Annotated in this window: 25 protein-coding genes; 13 read left to right on the top strand and 12 right to left on the bottom strand. The window is 68.1% G+C overall.

From position 1 onward, the window contains the following. Positions 1–54: 54 nt before the first annotated feature. Positions 55–1026, top strand: coding sequence for an NAD-dependent epimerase/dehydratase family protein (locus ACX1D1_RS15625; RefSeq protein WP_182781416.1), 972 nt, complete (start codon positions 55–57; stop codon positions 1024–1026). Positions 1027–1052: 26 nt separating this feature from the next. On the opposite strand, the gene ACX1D1_RS15620 is transcribed toward ACX1D1_RS15625, so the two are convergent. From ACX1D1_RS15620 to ACX1D1_RS15585, 8 genes are all read right to left on the bottom strand, one after another. Further along, entirely contained in the window at positions 1053–1271 is a 219-nt protein-coding gene (locus ACX1D1_RS15620; RefSeq protein WP_220489054.1) for a DUF4332 domain-containing protein, read from the bottom strand. Positions 1272–1377: 106 nt separating this feature from the next. Then, complete coding sequence (locus ACX1D1_RS15615) at positions 1378–1992, bottom strand: carboxymuconolactone decarboxylase family protein (protein WP_459055355.1); 615 nt, start codon at positions 1990–1992, stop codon at positions 1378–1380. Positions 1993–2470: 478 nt separating this feature from the next. Continuing rightward, positions 2471–3049: a type II toxin-antitoxin system RelE/ParE family toxin gene (locus ACX1D1_RS15610; RefSeq protein WP_459055354.1), complete on the bottom strand. Its 579-nt coding sequence runs from the start codon at positions 3047–3049 to the stop codon at positions 2471–2473. 39 nt (positions 3050–3088) lie between these two features. Beyond that, the gene (locus tag ACX1D1_RS15605) at positions 3089–3424 is read right to left on the bottom strand and encodes a type II toxin-antitoxin system Phd/YefM family antitoxin (RefSeq protein ID WP_459055353.1); all 336 of its coding nucleotides are present in this window, start codon (positions 3422–3424) and stop codon (positions 3089–3091) included. A gap of 260 nt (positions 3425–3684) precedes the next feature. Next, complete coding sequence (locus ACX1D1_RS15600; protein ID WP_182781431.1) at positions 3685–3996, bottom strand: AzlD domain-containing protein; 312 nt, start codon at positions 3994–3996, stop codon at positions 3685–3687. Then, positions 3993–4694 carry an AzlC family ABC transporter permease gene (locus tag ACX1D1_RS15595; RefSeq protein ID WP_370586028.1) on the bottom strand — a complete coding sequence of 234 codons (702 nt, stop codon included), beginning with the start codon at positions 4692–4694 and terminating at the stop codon, positions 3993–3995. The genes ACX1D1_RS15600 and ACX1D1_RS15595 overlap by 4 nt, the downstream gene beginning before the upstream one ends. Before the next feature lie 16 nt (positions 4695–4710). Next, on the bottom strand, positions 4711–6135 hold the full coding sequence (locus ACX1D1_RS15590) for a sensor histidine kinase (protein WP_459055351.1): 1425 nt from the start codon (positions 6133–6135) through the stop codon (positions 4711–4713). After that, positions 6132–6818, bottom strand: coding sequence for a response regulator transcription factor (locus tag ACX1D1_RS15585; RefSeq protein WP_182781433.1), 687 nt, complete (start codon positions 6816–6818; stop codon positions 6132–6134). Before ACX1D1_RS15585 ends, ACX1D1_RS15590 begins: the two co-directional genes overlap by 4 nt. 146 nt (positions 6819–6964) lie before the next feature. On the opposite strand from ACX1D1_RS15585, the gene ACX1D1_RS15580 reads away from it, so the two are divergent. The 9 genes from ACX1D1_RS15580 (at position 6965) to ACX1D1_RS15540 (ending at position 15691) form a co-directional block, all read left to right on the top strand. Continuing rightward, positions 6965–7375 carry an arsenate reductase/protein-tyrosine-phosphatase family protein gene (locus ACX1D1_RS15580; RefSeq protein WP_459055349.1) on the top strand — a complete coding sequence of 137 codons (411 nt, stop codon included), beginning with the start codon at positions 6965–6967 and terminating at the stop codon, positions 7373–7375. A 64-nt stretch (positions 7376–7439) separates the two neighbouring features. Further along, positions 7440–8447 (top strand): NAD-dependent epimerase/dehydratase family protein, encoded by a 1008-nt coding sequence (locus ACX1D1_RS15575; RefSeq protein WP_459055347.1) that lies wholly within the window; start codon positions 7440–7442, stop codon positions 8445–8447. 75 nt (positions 8448–8522) lie between these two features. After that, positions 8523–9518 (top strand): ornithine carbamoyltransferase, encoded by a 996-nt coding sequence (gene argF, locus ACX1D1_RS15570; RefSeq protein ID WP_459055345.1) that lies wholly within the window; start codon positions 8523–8525, stop codon positions 9516–9518. 238 nt (positions 9519–9756) lie between these two features. Continuing rightward, the gene (gene pdhA / locus ACX1D1_RS15565) at positions 9757–10854 is read left to right on the top strand and encodes a pyruvate dehydrogenase (acetyl-transferring) E1 component subunit alpha (protein WP_370586027.1); all 1098 of its coding nucleotides are present in this window, start codon (positions 9757–9759) and stop codon (positions 10852–10854) included. A gap of 14 nt (positions 10855–10868) precedes the next feature. Further along, positions 10869–11828 (top strand): alpha-ketoacid dehydrogenase subunit beta, encoded by a 960-nt coding sequence (locus ACX1D1_RS15560; protein WP_459056603.1) that lies wholly within the window; start codon positions 10869–10871, stop codon positions 11826–11828. 9 nt (positions 11829–11837) lie between these two features. Next, on the top strand, positions 11838–13400 hold the full coding sequence (locus tag ACX1D1_RS15555; RefSeq protein ID WP_182798871.1) for a dihydrolipoamide acetyltransferase family protein: 1563 nt from the start codon (positions 11838–11840) through the stop codon (positions 13398–13400). A gap of 77 nt (positions 13401–13477) precedes the next feature. Next, positions 13478–13648, top strand: coding sequence for a CsbD family protein (locus tag ACX1D1_RS15550; RefSeq protein WP_182798870.1), 171 nt, complete (start codon positions 13478–13480; stop codon positions 13646–13648). Between the two features lie 144 nt (positions 13649–13792). Then, the gene (locus ACX1D1_RS15545) at positions 13793–14164 is read left to right on the top strand and encodes a hypothetical protein (protein ID WP_459055344.1); all 372 of its coding nucleotides are present in this window, start codon (positions 13793–13795) and stop codon (positions 14162–14164) included. A 105-nt stretch (positions 14165–14269) separates the two neighbouring features. Beyond that, on the top strand, positions 14270–15691 hold the full coding sequence (locus ACX1D1_RS15540) for an ANTAR domain-containing protein (protein WP_459055343.1): 1422 nt from the start codon (positions 14270–14272) through the stop codon (positions 15689–15691). On the opposite strand, the gene ACX1D1_RS15535 is transcribed toward ACX1D1_RS15540, so the two are convergent. Both ACX1D1_RS15535 and ACX1D1_RS15530 read right to left on the bottom strand, forming a co-directional pair. Beyond that, complete coding sequence (locus ACX1D1_RS15535; RefSeq protein WP_255443510.1) at positions 15688–16164, bottom strand: YciE/YciF ferroxidase family protein; 477 nt, start codon at positions 16162–16164, stop codon at positions 15688–15690. The two genes, ACX1D1_RS15540 and ACX1D1_RS15535, sit on opposite strands and share 4 nt — an antisense overlap. A gap of 43 nt (positions 16165–16207) precedes the next feature. After that, a complete protein-coding gene (locus ACX1D1_RS15530) occupies positions 16208–17539 on the bottom strand; it encodes an ISL3 family transposase (RefSeq protein ID WP_459054753.1) in 1332 nt (443 codons plus the stop codon). A gap of 423 nt (positions 17540–17962) precedes the next feature. Between ACX1D1_RS15530 and ACX1D1_RS15525 the strand changes: the two genes are divergently transcribed. From ACX1D1_RS15525 to ACX1D1_RS15515, 3 genes are read left to right on the top strand one after another with little or no spacing between them, the layout of a single operon-like run. Then, positions 17963–18817 carry a hypothetical protein gene (locus tag ACX1D1_RS15525; RefSeq protein WP_459055341.1) on the top strand — a complete coding sequence of 285 codons (855 nt, stop codon included), beginning with the start codon at positions 17963–17965 and terminating at the stop codon, positions 18815–18817. Further along, positions 18814–19347, top strand: a complete 534-nt coding sequence (locus tag ACX1D1_RS15520; RefSeq protein ID WP_220489053.1) for a phage holin family protein — start codon at positions 18814–18816, stop codon at positions 19345–19347. Before ACX1D1_RS15525 ends, ACX1D1_RS15520 begins: the two co-directional genes overlap by 4 nt. Continuing rightward, on the top strand, positions 19347–20003 hold the full coding sequence (locus ACX1D1_RS15515) for a DUF3618 domain-containing protein (protein ID WP_459055340.1): 657 nt from the start codon (positions 19347–19349) through the stop codon (positions 20001–20003). The genes ACX1D1_RS15520 and ACX1D1_RS15515 overlap by 1 nt, the downstream gene beginning before the upstream one ends. A 512-nt stretch (positions 20004–20515) precedes the next feature. Here the strand turns inward: ACX1D1_RS15515 and ACX1D1_RS15510 are convergent. Both ACX1D1_RS15510 and ACX1D1_RS15505 read right to left on the bottom strand, forming a co-directional pair. Then, a complete protein-coding gene (locus ACX1D1_RS15510; RefSeq protein WP_459055338.1) occupies positions 20516–21511 on the bottom strand; it encodes a cation diffusion facilitator family transporter in 996 nt (331 codons plus the stop codon). Continuing rightward, positions 21508–21987, bottom strand: coding sequence for a transporter substrate-binding domain-containing protein (locus ACX1D1_RS15505; protein ID WP_459055336.1), 480 nt, complete (start codon positions 21985–21987; stop codon positions 21508–21510). Before ACX1D1_RS15505 ends, ACX1D1_RS15510 begins: the two co-directional genes overlap by 4 nt. Positions 21988–22064 lie beyond the last annotated feature (77 nt).

Below are 22064 nucleotides of genomic sequence, written 5' to 3'. Positions count from 1 at the left end.
GTGCGGATTCAGCCTACGTCGGCAGCGGCGGGGCAAGCGCCCTAATGTGGCGACATGAGAATCGTTGTCATCGGCGGAAGCGGGCACATCGGGAGCTACCTTGTCCCGAGGTTGGTCCGGGCCGGGCACGACGTGGTCAGCATCAGCCGTGGTCAGCGAGCCAGCTACGTCGAGGACCCGGCCTGGCGGGATGTGCGTCAGGTGGTCGCCGATCGGGAGGCCGAGGAGCGCGAGGGGACCTTCACCGACCGCGTCGCTGCGCTCCGGCCCGACGTCGTCGTGGACCTGATCTGCTTCACGCTGGACTCTGCCACCGCGCTGGTCGAGCGACTCCGCGGGGAGACTGGGCACCTGCTGCACTGCGGGTCCATCTGGCGTCACGGCCCCAGCGAGCGCCTCCCGATCACAGAGGATGGCGGTACGCCGCCGGCTGGGGAGTATGGGATCGCGAAGTCCGCCATCGCGGCCATGCTGAAGGAGGAGACGAGGTCCGGCGGGTTGGTCACCACGTCGCTGCATCCGGGCCACATCGTCGGCCCCGGCTGGCATCCGATCGGCCCGCTCGGCAACGTCGATCCGACGGTGTGGCGCACCCTCTCAGCCGGCCAACCGCTCGAGATCCCCGGGCTCGGCGGCGAGTTCCTCCATCACGTGCACGCCGACGATGTGGCCCAGGCCTTCGAGGCGGCCATCGTGCACCGCACCGCGGCCGCGGGGGAGGACTTCAGTGTCGTGGCTCCGTCGGCGTTGAACGTGCGGGGGTACGCGAGGATCGCGGCGGGATGGTTCGGGCAGGCGGCGGAACTGCGCTCGGTGAGCTGGGACGAGTTCCGCGCGTCCGCCGCCGAAGGCGCCGCAGAGGCCAGCTGGGAGCACCTGCTGCGCAACCACTACCTCAGCATCGGGAAGGCGCGATACGCGCTCGGGTACGAACCCAGGTATCAGCCGGACGAGGCCATCCTCGAGTCAGTGAGGTGGCTGATCGAGCACGGAGAGTTGGAGGTCGCGGCGCCGCTGGTGGTGTAGCGAGCGCAGCCACCCTGAGCGATCACTCAGACGTCGAGTGCCTTCGCCTGCGTCACCCAGTCCTCACACTCAGCTACCGACAGCCCGATCACCGCTCCGTGACGGGTCTCGATCATCTCTTTCAGGTTGGCCGCGTTGCGGTGCCGGAGCTCCTTGACGGAGTCCACCCCGATGCTCTTGAGCATCTCCGCGTACTTCGGTCCGATGCCCTTGATCCTGGCGAGGTCGTTCTCTACGGATGCCATCACAGCTCCTCGAAGTGTTCGGTGCAATCCTTCGTTGGACTCATCCATCGTATCCAGCCCTGTCGCCGCGGGTGTCGATCTGACTAGGCCGCTCCTGGCTTTCTTGTCACGCCTCGTGCCCGGGTGTGAACCACAGAGCGTAAGCTCCGAGGCGGTCGCGAGGACCTCGGGGGTTCGGCACCCGGCACGCCTCGGTGAAGCCGGCCGGTGGAACACCGAGGGCCTGGATCACCCGCGCCCAGTAGTTCACCTGGGCGGCAGTGGTGGCAAGGATCACGATTTCACGCTCGCTGAACTCCGCCCTGAGCCGCGCCAGGTGCTCTGTGGGAAACGTCAGCGGTGTGGATGAGATCAGCCTTGCGTACTCGATGGCCAGCCGCTCCCGGTGGGTGAAGGTCTGGATGCCGTCAGGGTCGCCGCGGGCGAGCGCGGCCAGTTCGGCGTCGCTCAGCCCGGCGCGGTCATGCTCGTAGCTGTTCATGTCCACACAGAACGCACAGTTCGCGGTGATGGACGCGGTGACGCGGACCAGCTTCAGCAGCCGCTCGGAAGGTTCGCGATGCGCCACCAGCATTTCCAGCAGGCCGGAGCCGATCGCAGCCCTGGGATACCAGGCGAGCAGCCGGGCGGGCTCCATCCGGCGCCCTGTCGTGCGCTCGGCGATCCTGACCCCGAGTCGCAGCAGCGGATTCATCCGGCGCGGTTCACCGATCAGTGCCATGGCGCCATCATGGCAGCGCACTCGGACAATGGGCGGGAACTCCGCAACGCCAAGACCACGCGCGTCTTGTGGATGTCCCGGCCCAAAGGGGTCGGGGTCTTAGGTTGTCGCCAGACAGCTGAGCGTTCGCTGTGGGGCTCAGCCACACACGCCATCCCGGTGGCTCAGGTGGCGCGCAGCGCCGTCGAAGCCCCGGACTGTGCGCTTCACGCTCCTGCCGAGGTGCTGATGCCGCCGGAATGGTGTCGTTGACGACGAGGGGTCTGCAACTTGCTATCCATAGGGCGGCTTCTGCATATATGCGCAGATGCCGCTCTATGGGTAGCAAGTTGCAGACACACAAACCAGGGGGACCGTCTTTCCTCGCATGAGGGCGGGTTCGGCCGGGATACCACTCCGGCCCGCACGCGATGAACAACTACCGGATCTGCCGCGATGAGCGCAGCCGGCAGGGAGGGCAGCCTCAGCAGAGGCCCAGCTACGTTCCCGAACCCGCACCGGAAATATGGTCCGTCCAAGCCCTCTCGGCTTCTTCGAGTGTCATCTCTTGGACCTGGGAGGCCGGGAGGTGCACCACGTAGAGCAGTGCGTCGGTCAACCATCTCGGGACTGGCTCAGGCTTCTCCGGTTCCGGGGTCGCGGTCAGGTCGATTGCCTGCTTGGCGAAGAGCTCCAGAACCTCCGTGAGCGCCTTGGTCTTCGGTGAGGAGCCAGCGTTAGCGACGCGTTGCCTGATCTCTTCGTAGACCTCGTTGTCCTTGCGGTACCCAACTGCCCAGACCTCCGCGACCTCCACTCGGAAGTCTCCTGCGTCGTTCTGCACGACTCGCCATACGACGCGCCAGTCACGATCGCCGACGGCGATCTTGCGGTAGCCGATGAGACCGCCCAGCAAGGGGGCGCCTGCGTTGGGGTCGCGCTCGATCTGGATCATCTTTTTCAAGGCCCAGCGCACGATCTGCGGGTCGGCCTTGAACAAGGTCTCCAGGTCCTCGACCGCATCCCCGGTCAGGCGCACTAGACACCCGGGTACTTCCGGGTGCTTCTTCTCAACCATGCGTAACCGCTGGCCCGGGGCCGGACCGGAGTTGCGTTGTCACTCGCGGCCGGTGGCTAGGTCAGCGTCGAGCTCGGCCTCGAGTTCCACCCGGTCGAACCCGAACGCGGCGATGGCGTCGTCCAGATCGGTGCGGCTGCCAGTGTCAGAGAGCTCGCGCGACAAGACGAGGGAAGCGGCGATCAGGTCAGCCCGAACACGGTGAAGCTCGTCGAACTGTTCAACGGAGATAACGGCAGCGACCGCGCGCCCGTGGCGCTCGACGATGATGTCCTCACCACGCTCCGCATCCTTGACCAAGCCCGCGACACCGCGGCTGGAGGCTGCGGTAACGGACAGAGTCCGCTTGCGGTGCAGGTCAGCGAAGATGGTCATGACAAGAACTGTATAGGAATCTGTGCAGATTGCAAGAGCGTGCGCGTACCTCCCCGGTGAGAAGCTATCGATCCTGCGACTAGAGGTCTGGCCCAAGAGGGCCCTTGAACGAGAGCTGCGCAACGTCCGGTCATGCCGCGGACCGCTCGGACGTTCACAGGTTCCGGAGGTGGCGGACTGGGGCGCCTCGCCGCAGGCCCGAGAAGCCGAAATTACACCGACGTAATCTGTGCACAGCTGTGGATAAGGCTGTGGAGAGATCACGCGAGGCCACCCAGGCGAGCCAACGCGGCGGCGGCAGCCCCGGCAATCACCACGAGCAGGAATGGCGCGCGCAGCACCAGGGCCACGGCGGCCACAAGCAGGGCCGCGGCGCGCGCGTCGAGCGCCACCGCAGTGCCAGATACGAACGCGTTGGTGGCCACGAGCGAGGCGAGCAGCCCCACCGTGACCCCGTGCGAGAGCTTCACGACCCACGGATTCTCGAGCCATCGCTCGGGAAGCAGGTAGCCGACCAGCTTGGTGACGTACGCGATCGCGCAGGCGGCCATGATCCAGAGCCACATCGTCATCGTGGGACACTCCGATCGACGTCCGGCGCGACCGTCGAGTCGCGGCGATGCTGGGCCAGAGTCATCGCCACCGCGACACCTGCCGCCACGATGATCGGAATCCCCGGCGGTACGAACGGTGCCACCGCCACCGTCACCACGGCGGCCATCACCGCGATCGCGATCGGGTCGCGGCTCCGTAGCCGCGGCCACAGCAAACCCAGGAACGCCGCGACAGCCGCGCCGTCGAGCCCCCAGGCCTTCGGGTCGCCCAGGGCGTCGCCGAGGAGGGCCCCCAACAGTGTGAACAGGTTCCACAGGACGAACACCGCGACACCTCCAGCCCAGAACCCCCGCCGCTCCTCGACGGGGTCCTCCGCGGCCGACGCGGTGGCGATGGACTCGTCGATGGTCAGGTGCGCGGCCACGAAGCGTCGCCAGCCGCGCGGGCGGAGCATGGCGTTGGCGGTGACCCCGTAGATCGCGTTGCGGACCCCCAGCAGCGAGGCGGCCGCGGTCGCCGACGCCAGCGCCCCACCTCCGCCGACGACGCCGACGAACGCGAACTGCGAGCCGCCGGTGAACATCAGCAGGCTGAGCACGCATGCCTGCCCCACCGTCAGGCCGGCAGCCACGGCCAGTGCCCCGAACGAGATCCCGTAGAGCCCCGTCGCGACGCCCACCGACAGCCCGCGCCGCTGCGCGGGGCTCAGCGCCACCCTCACTCCACTGACCTCACAGGACAGACTGTTCCGCGGACTCGGCGATCACCGGCAGCCGCAGCACGAACTTCGCCCCGCGGTCCGGGTCGTTGCCCGCGCGCACCGAGCCGCCGTGCGCCCGCGCCGTGTGATCCACGATGGACAGCCCCAACCCGGTGCCGGGGGTGTTCCGCGCCCGGTCCGAGCGGTAGAAGCGGTCGAAGATCAGCGGGAGGTCCTCGTCGGCGATGCCCGGGCCCTCGTCGACGACGGTGAGGGTGCCGTCTTCCAGCGTGACCACGATGGTGCCGTAGGAGGGTGAGAACTTCACGGCGTTGTCCAGAAGGTTGGTGATCGCGCGCTCCAGCGTCGACGGATCCCCCATCACGGGGGTGGGCTCCAGGGTGACGTCGAAGGTGATGTTGGGGCCTCGACGGCGGGCGCGTTCGATGGCGGACTCCGTCACCTCCGCCATGTCCAGGAGCTCGTGCGGGCGCTGGAGGTGGTCGTCGCGGGTGAGTGCCACGAGGTCTCCCACCAGTGCGGAGAACTCGCCCAGCTGCGCGGCGACGTCGCCCAAAATCACCGAGCGGGCGCCCTCCGGGAGCATGCCGGAGGTGTCGTCGGCCAGCAGCAGCTCGATGTTGGTGCGCATCGACGTGAGGGGGGTCCGCAGCTCATGCCCGGCGTCGGCGATCAGCTGGCTCTGCTGCTCCCGCGACGTCTGCAGCGAGCGCAACATGAGGTTGAACGACTTGGTCAGCTCACCCAGATCATCTCGACCGTAGATCCGGATGGGGTTGAGCTGATCGGTCTGCGTGACGGATTTCACGGCCTGCGAGAGTCGACGCACGGGAGCGAGCACCGTCTGCGCCGCCCACAGCGCCGCGAGCGTGGTGGTCAGAACGCCCAGCGCGCCGGCCGCCAGCAGCGCGGCCCACAGTGAGCCGAGCGTGGATTCCAGTGCGACGGTGGGCCGCCCGTAGATCACGGCGTAGAACGCCCCGTCCACCGACATCGGCACCGACACCACGCGGTAGGAGGTGCCGTCCGCATCCAGGGTGCGGGTCGAGGACCCGGACTGCATCCGCGCCACCGCGATCTCCTCGGACCCGGCAGGCAGGGACACCGGCTGGCCGGGCACCTGCTTGACCAGCCCATCCGCCGCGACAAGAGCGAGCAGCCCATCGGAAGACCCCATCAGGTCGCCCGAGAGCCCGCCCATGTTGGACACGTTCGACGCGATGGTCCCGGACGCCGTCTGGGCCACCGCCACCAGCTCACGATCCAACTGCTCCAGCAGGGACCACCGCGTCACGACGTAGGAGGTGGTGCCGACGACCAGGACCGACAGCGCCACGCTGATGCCCGTCAGGAGGGCAAGGCGCCACTGCAGCGACTGGCCACTGACGAGGCGGCCCAGGCCGCGGCGAAGCCGGATCCACCAGCTTCCGATCACGGGGGAGTTTCACGCAGGACGTAGCCGATGCCGCGCACTGTGTGGATGAGCCGGGGCCGGCCGCCAGCTTCGGTCTTGCGCCGCAGATACCCGATGTAGACCTCGAGCGAGTTGGCCGTGGTGGGGAACTCGAAGCCCCACACCTCATTGAGGAGGGTATTGCGCTCCATGACGCGGCGCGGGTTCTCCATGAACACCTGCAGCAGCGCGTACTCGGTGCGGGTGAGCGAGATGTGCTGCCCGGCGCGCGTCACCTCGCGGTGCTGCGTGTCCAGCGTGACGTCCTGGAAGGTCAGGACCCGCGACTCCGCCTCCGGCACGGGCTTCGAGCGCCGGGTCAGCGCCCGCAGGCGCGCCAGGAGCTCGTCGAGGGCGAAGGGCTTGACCATGTAGTCGTCTGCGCCGGCGTCGAGCCCGTCCACGCGGTCCCCGACGGCGTCGCGCGCAGTCAGGATGAGGATGGGGGTGTCGTTGCCGCCGTCCCGAAGCATTCGGGTGGTCTCGAGGCCGTCGAGACGGGGCATCATCACGTCCATGATGATGGCGTCGGGTGTGTAGCTGACCAGCTTCGCGAGGGCCTCGACGCCGTCTGCGGCGGTCTGCACATCGTCGCCCGTGTAGGTCAGTGAGCGGGCGAGCGAATCGCGTACCGCCTGATCATCGTCAACCACCAAGATCTGCATGATCGTCCCCCCAAACCTTCCTCCACGCCGGTGGCTCATTCTAGCCACCTGTGCCCCCGGCCTCGGTGAGCCAGACCCGCGCGGCTAAAGTGTGACCAATGTCAACGATTCTCTTCGTATGTTGGGGCAACATTTGTCGCTCCCCGATGGCCGAGCGGGTTGCACGGCGCCGAGCCGAGGAGCGTGGGCTCGACGTGCGGATCGCCAGCTTCGGGGTGTCCAGCGACGAGGTGGGCAACCCCATCGACCACCGCGCCGCGCGCACCCTGGAGCGTGCCGGCTACGACGCTTCGGGGCACCAGGCGCGCAAGATCGGGGCAGCCGACATCAAGGGCGCGGACCTCGTGGTGGCCGCAGAGCCGCTGCACGTCGCCCGCCTGCAGCGCATCGCCCCGTGTGCCAAAAACATCGTTCTGCTCAACGACTTCAACCCGGACAAGACCAAGGGGGAGCCGCTGACTGACCCGTGGTACGGCACGGAGGAGGGGTTCGAGGAGACGCTGGCAGACATCGAGGCCGCCGTCGACGGCGTGCTCGAGGCCGTCACCCGCGACTGATCCGGGGCGCGGCTATCGCACCCAGTCCGCACCAGCAGTGGTGGCTGGATGGAAGGATGCGGGGATGGCACTCACACGCAATCCCCTGGACATGCTGTTCATCGGCGGCAGCGGCATCATCAGCCACGCGAGCGTGGAACGGGCAGTCCGGCTCGGCCACCATGTGACGGTCCTCAACCGGGGGCAGTCCACCACGCACCCGCTTCCCGAGGACGTGGAGTTCCTGGTGGCCGACGTGCACGACGGTGCCGCCGTCGACGAGGTCCTCCGCGGCCGCGGGTTCGACGTCGTGGCCCAGTTCATCGCCTTCACCCCGGACCACGTGGGGCGCGACGTGGCCCGCTTCGCCGGGCGCACCGACCAGTACGTGTTCATCTCCTCGGCTTCGGCCTACCAGAGCCCGCCGTCGCGGATGCCGGTGACCGAATCGACCCCGCTGCGCAACCCGTTCTGGGAGTACTCGCGCAACAAGATCGCCTGCGAGGACCTCCTCGTGGCCGAGTACCGCGACAACGGATTCCCCGCCACGATCGTGCGCCCCTCCCACACCTACGACCGCACCCTGCTGCTCACCACCGGAGGCTGGACGGACATCGCCCGGCTCCGGGCCGGCCGGCCTGTTGTGGTGCACGGCGACGGCACCACGCAGTGGACCGTGACGCACTCGGCCGACTTCGCCGTCGGTTTCACCGGTCTCCTCGGCAACCCGCAGGCGGTGGGCGACACCTTCCAGATCATGGGCGACCACGCACCCACCTGGGACCAGATCTACACGTGGCTGGCCCATGCGGCCGGGGTGGCCAGCCCCGAACTGGTGCACGTGGCGTCGGAGACCATCGCGCGGGTGCTGCCCGACGTCGGACCCGGGCTCCTCGGAGACAAGGCGCACTCCATGGTCTTCGACTGCTCGAAGCTGCGGGCACTGGTGCCGGAGTTCAACCCGACGATCACCTACGACCAGGCGGTCGCGGAGCAGGTCGCCTGGTGGGACGCGCACCCGGAGAGGCAGATTGTCGACAGGGCGATGGATGCGGGCTTCGACAGGCTCGTCGACCACGCCAGATCGGTGTGACGGCCGGCCGCGGCGGGCCGCGGACGGCGCGGTAGCCTGTGTCCTTCCCTGGATCGCGAGCGAAAGGCGACGACGATGAGCCTGCTGGGCCGCAGCTTCCTCAAGGAGCTGGACTTCACCCCCGACGAGTGGCGCGGGCTCCTGGACCTCGCGGCCGAGCTGAAGGCGCAGCGCCGCGAGCGTCGCGAGAGCCCGCTCCTCGCCGGAAAGCAGGTGGCCCTGCTGTTCGAGAAGACCTCCACCCGCACCCGGTGCGCGTTCGAGGTGGCTGTCGCGGATCAGGGCGGCACCACCACCTATCTGGACCCGGCCGGCTCGCAGATCGGCCACAAGGAGTCCGCCGCGGACACCGCCCGCGTCCTCGGCCGCTGGTACGACGCGATCGAGTACCGCGGTTCCGGGCAGGACGTCGTCGAGACCCTGGCGGCCCACGCCGGTGTCCCCGTCTACAACGGGCTCACCGACGACTGGCACCCCACCCAGATGCTGGCGGACCAGCTCACCATGATCGAGCACAGCGGCAAGCCGTTGGAGGAGGTTTCGTTCGCGTTCCTCGGCGATGCCCGCAACAACGTGGGCAACTCTCTGCTGATCAGCGGCGCACTGATGGGCATGGACGTGCGGATGGTGGCGCCGGCGTCGCAGCAGAACGCGGCCGAGATCGTCGCTGAGGCGCGCCGCCTCGCGGAGTCGACGGGTGCGCGGATCACCGTCACCGACGACGTGGCCGCGGGTGTCGCGGGCGTGGACTTCGTCTACACCGATGTCTGGGTCTCGCTCGGTGAGCCGAAGGAGGTGTGGGCCGAGCGAATCGAGCTGCTTCGCCCGTATCAGGTCAATGCCGAGCTGATGCGGGCCACCGGCAACCCGGCCACCAAGTTCATGCACTGCCTGCCCGCGTTCCACGACCTCAACACGACGGTGGGTCGGGACCTGAAGGAGCAGTTCGGCATCGAGGGCGTTGAGGTGACCGACGAGGTGTTCGAGTCCGAGGCGAGCGTCGTGTTCGACCAAGCGGAGAACCGGATGCACACGATCAAGGCGGTGCTGGTCGCAACCCTCGCCGGCTGACCTCCTCTGCTGGCTGAGGTGCCGCGCAGCGGCCTCGCTCCCTTTCCCGCTGGCTGAGGTGCCGCGCAGCGGCCTCGAAGCCTCAGAAACGCGAGCTGACAACGTCACTTCTCTTGGGCTTCGAGGCTCGTCGCTGCGCTCCTCGCTCCTGAGCCAGCGAGGGGTCTGCCGCTGGAGTCCCTTTCGAGGCGCCCAAGACGTAAGCTACGGATGCGTAAGTTAGTGGAGAGGAGGCCGCGTGCGCGGTCAAAGCCAGGACATGGTGCAGCTGCTGACCCCTGAGGGTCGACGCGTGAGTCACGACGACTTCGAGTTCACCGGCACCACCGCGGACCTCGTCGGCTACCTCCGCGACATGGTCCTCGCCCGGCGCTTCGACGCCGAGGCCACCGCCCTCCAGCGGCACGGCGAGCTGGGCCTGTGGACCCCGCTGATCGGGCAGGAGGCCGCCCAGGTGGGCTCGGCCCACGCACTCCGCCCCGCCGACGTGGTGTTCCCGTCCTACCGTGAGCACGCCGTCGCCATGGTGCTCGGCGTCCCGCTCACCAACATGCTGTCGCTGTTCCGCGGCACCAACGGCGGCTACTGGGAGAAGCTGGACACCTTCAAGAACTACCAGATAGTCATCGGCTGCCAGGCGCTGCACGCCACCGGCTACGCGATGGGCCTGCAGCTCGACGGCGCGGTCGGCAACCACGACGACGAGAAGAACGCCGGCGTCATCGTCTACCACGGCGACGGCGCCGCCAGCCAGGGCGACGTCAACGAGGCCTACGTGTTCGCCGCCTCCTACAACGCGCCGGTGGTGTTCTTCTGCCAGAACAACCAGTGGGCCATCTCGGAGCCCATCGCGCTGCAGTCGCGCATCCCCCTGTTCCAGCGCGCCCAGGGGTTCGGCTTCCCCGGCGTGCAGGTGGACGGCAACGACGTGCTGGCCGTGAAGGCCGTCACCGACTGGGCGATGGCCCGGGCCCGCGCCGGCGAGGGGCCGGCCTTCATCGAGGCCTTCACTTATCGGATGGGCGCCCACACCACCTCCGACGACCCCACCAAGTACCGCGAGCGGTCCGACGAGGAGGAGTGGCGCGGCCGCGACCCCATCGCCCGCCTCACCACCTATCTCCGCGCGGAGGGCGCCGTCGACGACGAGTGGTTCGCCGGCGTCGACGCCGAGGCCAAGGAGTTGGGGGCCGCCGCCCGGGCGTCGATCCCCCTGATGGAGAACACCACCATGGACAAGCTGTTCGCCACGGTCTACGCCGAGCCCACCGTCGCGCTGGAGGCGCAGCGCCGCGAGTACGCCGAGTTCGCCGCGAGCTTCGGGGAGGACGCGTGAGCGAGACCCTGACCATGGCCAAGGCCCTCAACCGCGGGCTGCGGCGCGCCCTGCAGGCCGACCCGAAGGTGCTGCTCGCCGGTGAGGACATCGGCAAGCTCGGCGGCGTCTTCCGGATCACCGAGGGCCTGCAGCAGGAGTTCGGGGAGAACCGGGTGGTCGACTCGCCGCTGGCCGAGTCGGGCATCATCGGCACCGCTGTGGGCCTCTGCATGCGCGGCTACCGGCCGGTGCTGGAGATCCAGTTCGACGGCTTCGTCTTCCCCGGCTTCTCCCAGATCGTCACGCAGGTGGCAAAGCTGCACATGCGCACCGGGGGACACACCAGGATGCCCATGGTGATCCGGATCCCCTACGGCGGTGGGATCGGGGCCATCGAGCACCACTCGGAGTCGCCCGAGGCCTACTTCGCGCACACCCCCGGGCTCAAGGTGGTCACGTGCTCGAACGCCAACGACGCGTACTGGATGATCCAGCAGGCCATCGCCTCTGATGACCCCGTGGTGTTCTTCGAGCCGAAGCGGCGCTACCACGTCAAGGACACCGTCAACTTCTCGGCCCGCCCGGCTCCGATGCACCAGGCGCAGGTGGTGCGCTACGGCACGGACGCCACGCTCCTCGCCTACGGGCCGATGGTCAGGACCTGCCTGGATGCCGCGGTGCTCGCAGCCGAGGAGGGGACGTCCCTGGAGGTGGTGGACCTGCGCACGCTGAGCCCCATCGACTGGGTCACCATCGAGTCGTCGGTGAGGCGCACGCGGCGCGCCGTCGTCGTGCACGAGGCGCCGAAGACGCTGGGGCTGGGCGCGGAGATCGCGGCCAAGCTGCACGAGGACCTGTTCTACGTGATGGAGGCCCCGGTGCAGCGGGTGGCCGGCTACGACATGCCGTATCCGCCGGCCAGGGTGGAGGAGGAGTACCTTCCGAGTGTGGACCGGATCCTTGACGCCGTCGACCGTTCGCTCGCCTACTAGGAGCCTGAGATGAAGCATCAATTCCTGCTACCGGATCCGGGCGAGGGCCTGCTCGAGGCGGAGATCGTGGCGTGGAGGGTCGCGGCCGGTGACGTGATCGACGTCAACGACGTGCTGGTGGAGATCGAGACGGCCAAGTCACTCGTCGAGCTCCCCTCACCGTTCGCCGGAACCGTGACCGAACTGCTGGTGGCGGAGGGCACGACGGTGGAGGTCGGGAGCCCCATCGTGGAGATCGACGACGGTGTGAGCGGCGATGAGGCGCCCACTGAGGAGGCGCCTGCTGAGGCCGGCCCCAACCTGGTGGGTTATGGGCCATCCGATCCGGGACCCGCGCGACGTCGTCGTCGGGGGCAGGGTGCGGACAAGGCCTCGGTGGCCGAGGCGATGTCCGCGGCCTACGGGCACCACGAGCCGGGGCGCCGGGCGGACGAGGTGCACCCCGCGGGGGCGGTCCACGCCCAGGCCTCCGGAGATCCGCTGCCGGCGCCGGGACGGGCGCCGTCGGAGTCCCAGTTGGTGTTGGCCTCGGATCATGGATCGTCGCGGGCGAAGCCTCCGGTGCGCAAGTATGCGATGGATCTCGGCGTGGACCTGGGCACGGTGGTGGGCACCGGGCCGGAGGGCACGATCACCCGCCGCGACGTGGAGGCCGCCGCCGCATTCCGCTACCTCGACGAGCAGCCCAAGCAGGGGCGCATTCTCAACGATCAGGCGGCTTTCCAAGCCGAGCCGAGGCTCGGCGAGGCTGCAGGTGGTGCTTCTGGGCAGGCGCACGCGGGGACCTCGTTCAGAGGGTCCAGCTTCGGCGGCGGATTCGGGCCGACGGAGGGGCTCGGGGGCTCCAACCCACGGCAGGGCCGCGCCGAGCGCCGTGTCCCCATCAAGGGCGTCCGGAAGGCGACGGCGGAGAACATGGTGCGCTCCAGCCAGACACATGTGCACGTCACCGAGTGGATCACCGTCGATGTCAGCGCCACGATGGACTTCGTCGAGACGCTCAAGGGTCGCCGCGAGTTCACGGGCCTGAGGGTGTCGCCGCTGCTGGTCTACGCCAAGGCCATCTGCCTGGCCCTTGCGCGCAATCCGGAGCTGAACTCGTCGTGGGATGAGGAGCGGCAGGAGATCGTCTACTACGGCGACGTGAACCTGGGCATCGCGGCCGCCACACCCCGCGGACTCATGGTGCCCAACATCAAGTCCGCCCAGGATCTGAGCCTGCTGCAGCTGTGCCAGGCGGTGACTCAGCTGGTTCAGGTGTCGCGCGAGGGGAAGCTCCAACCCGGCGACTACTCGAACGGCACCTTCACCATCACCAACGTCGGCGTCTTCGGCATCGATGCGGGCACCCCCATCATCAACGGCGACGAGTCAGCCATCTTCTGCATGGGCTCCATCGAGCGACGCCCGTGGGTCGTGGGCACCGGGGCCGACGAGCGCGTCGTGCCCAGATGGGTCACCACGTTGGCGGTGGCTTTCGATCATCGGATCGTCGACGGAGAGCAGGGATCGCGGTTCCTGCACGACGTGGCCTCCATTCTTCAGGAGCCGGCCTTGGCGCTGCTTTATTGAGCGCGTTCCGGTCGATGCTGTTTAGTCGGCCGGATTGTGGGTACGTCACTACTACCAACCCACTACGAGGAGGAATCATGGGAGTCGACGACAAGATCAGCAATGCAGCCCAGGAAGCGGCCGGGAAGGTCAAGGAGGGCGTCGGCAAGGCGACCGACAACGAACGACTCGAGGCTGAGGGACACGCCGATCAGGCGTCGGCCGATGTGAAGCAGGCCGGCGAGAAGATCAAGGACGTCTTCAAGTAGAGCCCCCCCGGGCGAGCTTATTCAGTCTGACTTCGCATCAAGGCGAAAGCGCGGCCGGCCACTCACGTGGTCGGCCGTTGCTGTGTCCGGAGCGGAGTACGGCGCATCGATGTGGGCTCGCCCCGTCTGTGGATTGCAGGTGGCATGGTGACAACACCCCCTGAACCTGAGGCGCTCGCTGAGGTGCACCCGCCACTGGCGGAGGTGCTTCACCAAGTGCGCGTCGGCGTCCCGCAGAGCAGGGACGCGGCCTTCGACACCCTGAGGCGGCTCCTGGCCGTCCACGCTGACCCCGAACGGCTCGTGGCGCCGCGCGGCTCCCTCGGCGGCACCTGGAATGGCAAGGCCGCGCGTTCCCAGAGGGCCATCGCCGCGTCCATCGCCTTCCTGGAGATGGTTCGCCGGGATTCATTGGACTTCGTGATCGAGGCCGGGTTGCTGGAGGAGATCCTCGACGACTACCTGGCGCCAGGTCCGGCGGCCGAGCCGCCGGACGCGGAGAAGCGCGGGGAGTGAAATTGAGCCGGGCCTCCTGATCGCTGGCTGCCCTTGGCCCTCCTCCTCCGCTAGTGTGCGAAAGTACGGCGACCCACGCCGTCGCCTCACCCAGAGGAACCTCGAATGACCCTCGGTCTCAGTGGCGAAGAGGGGGCTCCGACCTCAGCGGCGCCCCGTGTCGGCATCGACATGTTCGTGCCGGATCCTGAGCTGGTGGCACCGCCGCGGGCACGGCTGGCTCTCGTCCAACCGGGGTCCCAGCGGGCGCAGCTGCTGAGCAGTGCGCTGGATGACAGCTACGACGTCGTCGCGGTGACCGATATCGAGGGCGCCATCGACATTCTGCTGGCCAATCCCCCGGAGATCGTCCTGGCGGATCTGGCAGGCTGGTCCGCGGGCCTGGACTTCCTTCGCGCCCTCCGTGCCGAGCCGGCGCTGGCTGGGAGCGCGGTGGTCCTTCTCGATGACCCGCCGGAGAAGTCGGGTGAGGTCGCCGTGGATCTTCCCCAACTGCGAATCCGCCTCGCAGCCGCGCTGGCCAGGGCCCGGCAGCGTTCCTTGGACGCGGCGTGGCGGCGCGCGCTTCTGTCCTCGCTGCACGACGGCGTGCTGATCTTCGACGCGGCGGGCGTCGTCATGGACATGAACCCCGCTTTCTCCCAGTTGTCCGGGTACACGATGGCCGATGGACCGTTCCGGCCTCCCTACCCGTGGTGGCCGACCGAGGAGGAGGACGCGGAGCAGAGAGCGGCGATCGCCCAGCGCCACCTCGAGGCCCGGGAAGGGTCATCGGGGACCAGCGAGGCGATGTTCTACGACTGTGAGCGTCGACCCTTCTGGGTCTCGGCGGCGGACGCCTCGGTCACGGATCCTGAAACGGGCCTCACTGCCACCATCCGCACGTTCCGGGACATCACGCGTCAGAAGGAGGCCGAGAGTCGCCGCGCGGCCGCCGCGCAGGTCAGCGCGAGCTTCGCGGGTGAGGACGACATCGCGACCCTGCTGGGGCTCTCGACCCACGGCTTCGAGTTGCTGTTCGTGGGGCGGTGCACCATCCAGATCGACCTGGGAGGCCCTGTCCTGTTCCACGGTGGGTCGACGGTGTCGGCCGACGAGCTGCCCCCGGAGGTCCTCGCCGGCATCGCTGGACGTCCGAGCGCCGACAGCGTCAGCCTGCGGCCCGGCATCCTGCTCGTCCCGCAGACGAGCCTCGCCGACTGCCGGGCGTGGATCCAGTTCCCGCGACCCAGGCAGGTCAGGCCCGACGAGATGATCGTGGCGGACCTTCTCGCGCAGGCCTTCGGCCTAGCCGTCGATCGCCTGATTCTCGCGCAGCAGAGCGCTGACAGGCAGGAGCACATGGCCCGCGGGATCGAGAGCCACCGCCTGATCGGTCAGGCGGTGGGCATTCTCGTCGAGCGGCACAGGCTGACGCCGGCCGACGCCTTCGAACGGCTCAAGCGCGCCAGCCAGGACCGAAACCTGAAGCTCCGCGCCGTGGCGGAGCTCGTCATCGAGACCGGCGCGGACCCGGAGACGCTTTAGGCGCCGCCGGCCGCCGCCGTGGCGTTGGCTTCGGTCTCGGCGATCTTGGTGAGGAGCTCGTCGGTGCGCGACTCCTCCTCGAGAGACTGGGTGAGGAGGTCGTAGCCGTCGTTGAGTCCGAGCATCTTGGCCCACCGTCGCATGGTGCCGTAGCGGGTGATCTCGTAGTGCTCGACAGCCTGTGCCGAGGCGATGAGGGCGGCGTCGGCGGCAGGGCTGCCCTGGTACTCCTCCAGGTGCTCATCGCCCTCCTTCAGGATGCCGTCGATGGCGTCGCAGCGCTTGCTGGTGGGCTTGCGATCGATCATGGCGAAGACCTTCTCGAGGCGATCGATCTGCCCCTGGGTCTCCCCGAGGTGGTGCTCGAGCGCCGCCTTCAGCTCGTCGGAGACCGCCGCCTCCTGCAACTTGGGGAGTGACGAGAGGATGTGTCGCTCGGCGTAGTACATGTCTCGCATGGTTGCGAAGAACAATGCGGCCAGATCCTTTTCAGGCTCTTCGTACCTGAGCGTGGGGTCAGATGCTTAGACCGCCGCCGATGAGGAGCATTCTGAGGCGGTAGTTGTCGGGGTCGCGGAACCCTCTGGCGACGCGGCGGGCGAGTTCGATCAACCCGTTGATGCTCTCGGTTCCGCCATTGTTGGCACCGCCGGTGGTGAAGTAGCCCAGGAACGCGTCGCGCCACTGGTTCAGCGTCCGGCCGAGGCGGGCGATCTCCGGGATCGGACACGACGGGAACGTGGCGAGGATCTTCTCCGCGACCCTGCGCCCGTCGGCGTGACAGGACTGGTGATAGACCGAGCGGAGCTGTTGGGCGCAGTGCCAGGCGACCTCGACTTCGACGTGGCGGTCGTCGGCTGTGAACGCGGTCTCGAGGCGGGTCTTCTGTCGGTCGGTGAGGTGTTCCTGCCCGGCGCGCAGCAGGTTGCGGATCCGATACAGCGGATCGTCTCGGCGACCGCGGTGGCCGTGGATGTCCTGCTGGACCCGGCGACGGACCTCATCGACCGCGGCCGTCCCGAGCTTGACTACGTGGAACGCATCGAGCACCGCAACGGCGTCCTCCAACTGGTCGTCGATGGCGTTCTTGTAGCCGTGGAACGGGTCCAGGGTGGCGATCGCGATCCCTTTCCGGAACGTGTCCCCGCGGTCACGCAGCCAGGTCTTGTAGGCCTCACCCGAGCGGCCCGGGACCAGATCGAGGAGCCGGGCCCGGACGCGTCCCTCCTTGTCGCGGGTGAGATCGACCATGCCGGTGAACTCCTTCGGCCCGCGCCCGCCCTGGTCGACGGGCTTGGTGGAGACGTGATGCCAAATGTGTTCGTCGACGCCCAGCGAGGTGACGCCGGCGAAGCGGGCCTCGTCGTCGGCGGCGGCTTCAAGGATCGGCTTGACGGCTCGCCACAGCGTCCTCCAGGTGCAGCCGAGCTGCCGGGCCATCCCCTGGACCGAGGCGTTCTCCCGTCGCAGCTGCCCGATCGCCCACGACGTGGCGCGGCTGGTGAGCAGCGCTCTGGGTCGCGCGATGTCGGGGTTCTGTTCCGTGAATGAGTTCACCGGACACATCGGATCGGGACAGAGCCAGCGTCGTTTCCGCCACCACAACCGCACCGGTGCCGTGAAGCACGGCGCGTCGATCAGCTTCACCTTCTGCCTGCCATGGGCATGCGCGATCACGCCGCAGGCGGGGCAGCCCATCACCTCCGGTCGGACGGATTCGACCTCAACCCTGAGCCCAGCGTCGTCGCGCTGGACGCCGATCACGTGGAGCCCGGGCAGGCCCAGCAGAAGGTCGCAGCGCTGGCAGTAGCCGCCGGAGGCACGGCAGCAGGAAGTAGAATCAGGCATCGTCGAGGTCCTTGAAGATCAGGTGGTGTGGTAACCCCGATTCTTGAGGGCCTCGACCCCCTTCACCCCGCCGACACGCCCACCATCGGATCCACGCTCACCCCACGCTCAAGTAAGAAGAGCCCCTTTTCAGCCATGGTTTCTGTTCCTTTCTCGGGGTGTGTGGAATGTGCTCCACGCTAGTCCGATCGGCCCGGCTATCAAGAGGTGGACAGGGGGAGTATTTCGCCCTGAACCGCCCCTGTTTAGAATCTGCGGAAGTGGGTACGTAATAGGGCTGACTGGCTCCGCCTGTCCAATGTTCGATGGGCTTATCCGGCGTGATCACTTTGCTCGATCCATGTTTAGACATCGCGATTGTGGGTAAGGACTGTGCAGGAGAGCACAAGCTCTCGCATGACCGAAACGTAATGGAGGATCACCATGGCGTACCCGAATGAGACACCCGCCGGTGGGCAGAGCGAGTACGGCGCAACTGTGGCGCCCCCCACTGTGCCAGGGCAGTCCGGCGCAACCACCTGGACCGGGTCTTCCGCCGATCAGAAGGGCACCGACCAGGCCAAGGAGGTCGCCTCTCATACGGGTGACCGGGCCAAGGATGTCGCGGCCACGGCCCAGGACGAGGCGAAGGCCGTCACCGACACCGCCAAGGATGCGGGTGGCCACGTCGTCGACACCGCCAAGCAGGAGGCCGCTGAGGTCATCGACGAGGCCAAGGCGCAAGGCCGGCGGCTGCTCGACGAATCGGTGTACGAGCTTCGGGCCCAGGCCGGGACCGGTCAGCAGATGGTCGCGGAGTTGGCCCGCTCGTTGAGTGGAGAGCTCCGGTCCATGTCACAGGCGGACCAGGACGGCATGCTCGCCGGCTATGTGGACAAGGCGCAGCGGTTCAGCGACGACGCGGCCGCCTGGCTGGAGAGCCGGCAGCCCGACGAGGTCCTGGAGTCGGTGCGTCGCTACGCTGCTCGCAACCCGTGGCAGTTCCTGGCCATCTCTGCCGGCGTCGGCTTCATCGGGGCGCGCATCTACCGCGGGCTCCAGGGCGCGAAGCCTGATGAAGACAGCCGGGCACAGCCCGCAGCCGCGTATCGTCCGGGCGCTGCCGTTCCAGGCTCGTATCCCACGCCGCACCTCAGCGACCAGTACCCACCGACGCCCTTGGGCGCTACCCCTCGTCGCGAGTCGCAGGTGGCCAACGAGACGTTCGTCGAGCCTGAGTCCCAGTACGAGGATCTCACCGTCGAGGGTGGGGATCCCTGGCGGGAGGGTCTCCGATGACCTCCCCCTACACCGATCCGGGCCCCACGGCCCGAGACCCCTACGGCTCCGGCTACGCGGACCCGACCATCCCGCTGGGCATGGACCCCGAGGAGGCTGAGAAGGAAGCCAGCTACGCCCGGTACCGGGCCGAGGAGCGGTCGCTTGGCGATATCGCCTCGGACCTGATCGACAACGCCACCACCCTGATCCGTCAGGAAGTGGAACTCGCCAAGGTCGAGGCCAAGCAGTCGGCGTCGAAGGCGGGAAAGGGCGCCGGCATGCTCGCCGGGGCCGGCGTCACTGCCTTTCTGGGCCTGATCGCTCTCACGCTGGCCCTCTGGTGGGGCCTGGCCGTCCTGATGGGGTCGGCCCAGAACCCATCCCTGGGATGGAGCGGGGTGATCGTGGCCGTGATCTGGTTCGCGATCGCCGCCATCCTCGCCATGGCTGGGAAGAGTGAGTTCGCCAAGGTGCGGGGACTGCCCCGGACCGCTGAGACCGTGAAGAAGATCCCGAACGCTGCCACTGGCAATGAGGAGAAGAACTGATGAGCACCAACCCGGATGAGATCCGTCGAGATATCGAGCGCACCCGCGCTGAGCTGAGTGACAACGTCAACGCCCTCGGCGACAGCGCCAAGCCGAGCAACATGGTCCGCGAGCAGGTGGACCAGGTCAAGGAGGGCGTCCACAGCTTCAAGGAGCGGATCTTCGGCTCCGACACCAACCCCTACGACCATGGCGCGGTGGGCGAGGTGGGGGACAAAGCAGGCACTGCGGTGGCTGATGCCCGCGACGCCGTGGCCGCCGCGCCGCGCCAGGTGAAGGCGTCGACCCGGGGCAACCCGCTCGCCGCGGGCCTCATCGCCGCCGGCATCGGGGCGCTCATCGGAGGGCTGATCCCCGCTTCGCAGATGGAGAAGGAGCGCGCCACGCAGCTCAAGAACGCCGCGGAGCCGGCGATCGAGGAGCTCAAGGCGATGGCGACGGAGGCGAAGGACAACCTGCAGCCGCTCGCCGAGGAGGTCGCGGGGAACGTCAAGGAGGTGGCGCAGGGCGCCGGCCAGAACATCAAGGCCGACGCGCAGGCCGCCACCGACGAGGTCTCCGAGCAGGCCAGGGTCTCTGCCGAGACCGTCAAGGCCGACGCTCAGGTCAAGGCCGACGAGACCAAGGCGGAAGCGGACCGGCTCCGCACCACCTGACCGATGGGCCGGCCCGGGGGGTTTCCGGGCCGGCCCCGAGCACGCTGCAGACGGCGGCCCCTGCCCCGCCGCTCCCGGGAGTTCTGTGGCAACACCCCAGCGGGCTTCTGTCACGAGCCGACGACGTCTTCGGCGTCGAGGGTTTCGCCACTCACCACGTGCCCTCTACCGGGCTCAGGCAGGGTGTCTACACCTTGTTCCGTGAGAAGAAGGACGGATGTGTCGAGGTGGTCCTGCACCCTGGAACTGCGGGTGTTCAATCAGAGCCACCACCGCCAGTAAAGGCCTACTGAAGGGGATTCAGGCCCGAACGAGCATCAAATGCTGGAACAGGTTTCGGCCGGACGTATTCCGCCCTCCATAACTCACATGGTGAATTCGGTGCGGAGAGCGTGGTCATCGTCAACAGCGGGCCTGGAACCTCATCGCAATCTCCTGGTCGATGGTGTCGTTCCTTGTCCCGACTTAGAATCCCGCCCGCAACACGGCCTTTATGGCAACACGGCCTTTAGTTAGTGCTCGGCCTTATTGGCTCTCGGGGTAGTCGCCAGGGGTGAGAGACCTTGCGGGATGGCGTCGCTGACCACAACGACCGTGTCGATGGTCTTCCAGTCCACGTCGGAGCACCGTCGGCGAAGGTCCTCGATCTGAGCCACGGTGAGCACCGCGCCCTCCACAGGCACGACGAACACCTCGCTGTGGAACACGTGGCCCATGTCGCGGGTGCGGACCTCGGCCTCGGCCACCCACTCGGTCCGCAGCGCGGCCTGGCGGAGCTTCTCGATGACTGGATGCGGGTCCTCGGACTCGATGGGGGTGGCGCGGGCGTCGAGCAGGGCCGCGACCGCTCCACGGACGTTCGTGACGCCGTCCTTGACGATGCTGGCCGAGACCAGGGCCGCGGCCACCGAGTCCGCCCACCACAGGCCGAACCCGATTCCCGTGACACCGGCCACGGTCGCCAGACCGGTCTGCCAGTCGGCCTTGAGCATGTCGGCGTCGGCGGCGAGTGTCTTGTCGTGCAGCTGCTCGGCGAGTCTCAGCTTCATCCGGCCGAGGATGACCGGTGGGATGGCGCTGAGTGTCATCACCACGATCATCAACCAGCCGGACCAGAAGGTGTATCCCAGGAGGGTGACGGCGCCCACTGGTGGCCGCTCGCCCTTGATCAGGCCCGAAGCCCCGTTGTAGAGCAGTGACGCTCCGAAGGTCAGGAGGGCCACCGCCGAGACGAGGTGACCTGCCGCGATGGCGCGGTGGTGCCCGTAGGGATGCTCGGGTGTGCGCGGCTTGCCGGCCCGCCACACCCCGATGAGGAATGCCACCGGAGGCAGGAGGGCGAGCGAGTCCTCGACGAAGGCCGTGCGCATCGCCTGGGACTGGCCGGCCGTGAGACCGACGGCCGCGATGATGAGGCCCATCACCACCAGCGAGATCCACTCCAGCCGGATGGCCCGGTGGAGGAGTTCGGACTGCTTCGGGGGGAGCACCGAATCGCGGGCGCTCATGCCCGGAGCCCTTCGGCGGCGAGGAACCGCTCCAGGTTGGTCAGCAACGCGTTCTCTCCCAGGCGGACCGCGATGATGAGTTTCACGGCCTTGCCGTCCGCGCCGATGGTGGTGGTGTACGGCCGGGTGAGGACGGCGTGGGTGGACCACGGCGAGTCGGAGGAGAGGCCGCCGATGATCAGGTCCAGCTGGCCCAGCTTCATCAGTTCCATCAGCTCGCTCTCGGCCCCCTCGCGCCACTCCACGGTGGCGCCGATGGTGGTGGCGTAGGCCTCGACGATCTCGGCCTCGGGACCTCCGACCGTCCCGTCGTCGGAGATCTCGGCGTGCGGCGGATGCGAGGAGACACCCACCAGGAGCGGGCCGTTCGTGGCCCGTTCCAGGGTTCCGTCCGGGTCCCGGGGGAAGGCCGGCTCGGCGCACCCGCTCAGCAGCACCAACAGGACGACGCTGATGCGCCACAGGCTGCGAATCATCTCCGGAGTCTGCCACGGGACCGGCCCTCGGCCAAGGGTCATCTGGGCTGCCCCGACAGCCGGGCTGTGCGCCGCGT

This window comes from Tessaracoccus luoxuelianae, assembly GCF_054483915.1.
Note: the sequence above shows the minus strand (reverse complement) of the source record. Positions and strands in the feature narration are given on the sequence as shown.

What these genes read in the sequence shown, in the direction of transcription:
- ACX1D1_RS15625 (WP_182781416.1), top strand. Translation starts at nt 55, where the DNA reads ATGAGAATCGTTGTCATCGGCGGAAGCGGGCACATCGGGAGCTACCTT.
- ACX1D1_RS15620 (WP_220489054.1), bottom strand. Translation starts at nt 1,271, where the DNA reads ATGGCATCCGTAGAGAACGACCTCGCCAGGATCAAGGGCATCGGACCG.
- ACX1D1_RS15615 (WP_459055355.1), bottom strand. Translation starts at nt 1,992, where the DNA reads ATGGCACTGATCGGTGAACCGCGCCGGATGAATCCGCTGCTGCGACTC.
- ACX1D1_RS15610 (WP_459055354.1), bottom strand. Translation starts at nt 3,049, where the DNA reads ATGGTTGAGAAGAAGCACCCGGAAGTACCCGGGTGTCTAGTGCGCCTG.
- ACX1D1_RS15605 (WP_459055353.1), bottom strand. Translation starts at nt 3,424, where the DNA reads ATGACCATCTTCGCTGACCTGCACCGCAAGCGGACTCTGTCCGTTACC.
- ACX1D1_RS15600 (WP_182781431.1), bottom strand. Translation starts at nt 3,996, where the DNA reads ATGACGATGTGGCTCTGGATCATGGCCGCCTGCGCGATCGCGTACGTC.
- ACX1D1_RS15585 (WP_182781433.1), bottom strand. Translation starts at nt 6,818, where the DNA reads ATGCAGATCTTGGTGGTTGACGATGATCAGGCGGTACGCGATTCGCTC.
- ACX1D1_RS15580 (WP_459055349.1), top strand. Translation starts at nt 6,965, where the DNA reads ATGGCCGAGCGGGTTGCACGGCGCCGAGCCGAGGAGCGTGGGCTCGAC.
- ACX1D1_RS15575 (WP_459055347.1), top strand. Translation starts at nt 7,440, where the DNA reads ATGGCACTCACACGCAATCCCCTGGACATGCTGTTCATCGGCGGCAGC.
- argF (WP_459055345.1), top strand. Translation starts at nt 8,523, where the DNA reads ATGAGCCTGCTGGGCCGCAGCTTCCTCAAGGAGCTGGACTTCACCCCC.
- ACX1D1_RS15560 (WP_459056603.1), top strand. Translation starts at nt 10,869, where the DNA reads ATGGCCAAGGCCCTCAACCGCGGGCTGCGGCGCGCCCTGCAGGCCGAC.
- ACX1D1_RS15555 (WP_182798871.1), top strand. Translation starts at nt 11,838, where the DNA reads ATGAAGCATCAATTCCTGCTACCGGATCCGGGCGAGGGCCTGCTCGAG.
- ACX1D1_RS15550 (WP_182798870.1), top strand. Translation starts at nt 13,478, where the DNA reads ATGGGAGTCGACGACAAGATCAGCAATGCAGCCCAGGAAGCGGCCGGG.
- ACX1D1_RS15545 (WP_459055344.1), top strand. Translation starts at nt 13,793, where the DNA reads ATGGTGACAACACCCCCTGAACCTGAGGCGCTCGCTGAGGTGCACCCG.
- ACX1D1_RS15540 (WP_459055343.1), top strand. Translation starts at nt 14,270, where the DNA reads ATGACCCTCGGTCTCAGTGGCGAAGAGGGGGCTCCGACCTCAGCGGCG.
- ACX1D1_RS15530 (WP_459054753.1), bottom strand. Translation starts at nt 17,539, where the DNA reads ATGCCTGATTCTACTTCCTGCTGCCGTGCCTCCGGCGGCTACTGCCAG.
- ACX1D1_RS15525 (WP_459055341.1), top strand. Translation starts at nt 17,963, where the DNA reads ATGGCGTACCCGAATGAGACACCCGCCGGTGGGCAGAGCGAGTACGGC.
- ACX1D1_RS15520 (WP_220489053.1), top strand. Translation starts at nt 18,814, where the DNA reads ATGACCTCCCCCTACACCGATCCGGGCCCCACGGCCCGAGACCCCTAC.
- ACX1D1_RS15515 (WP_459055340.1), top strand. Translation starts at nt 19,347, where the DNA reads ATGAGCACCAACCCGGATGAGATCCGTCGAGATATCGAGCGCACCCGC.
- ACX1D1_RS15510 (WP_459055338.1), bottom strand. Translation starts at nt 21,511, where the DNA reads ATGAGCGCCCGCGATTCGGTGCTCCCCCCGAAGCAGTCCGAACTCCTC.
- ACX1D1_RS15505 (WP_459055336.1), bottom strand. Translation starts at nt 21,987, where the DNA reads ATGATTCGCAGCCTGTGGCGCATCAGCGTCGTCCTGTTGGTGCTGCTG.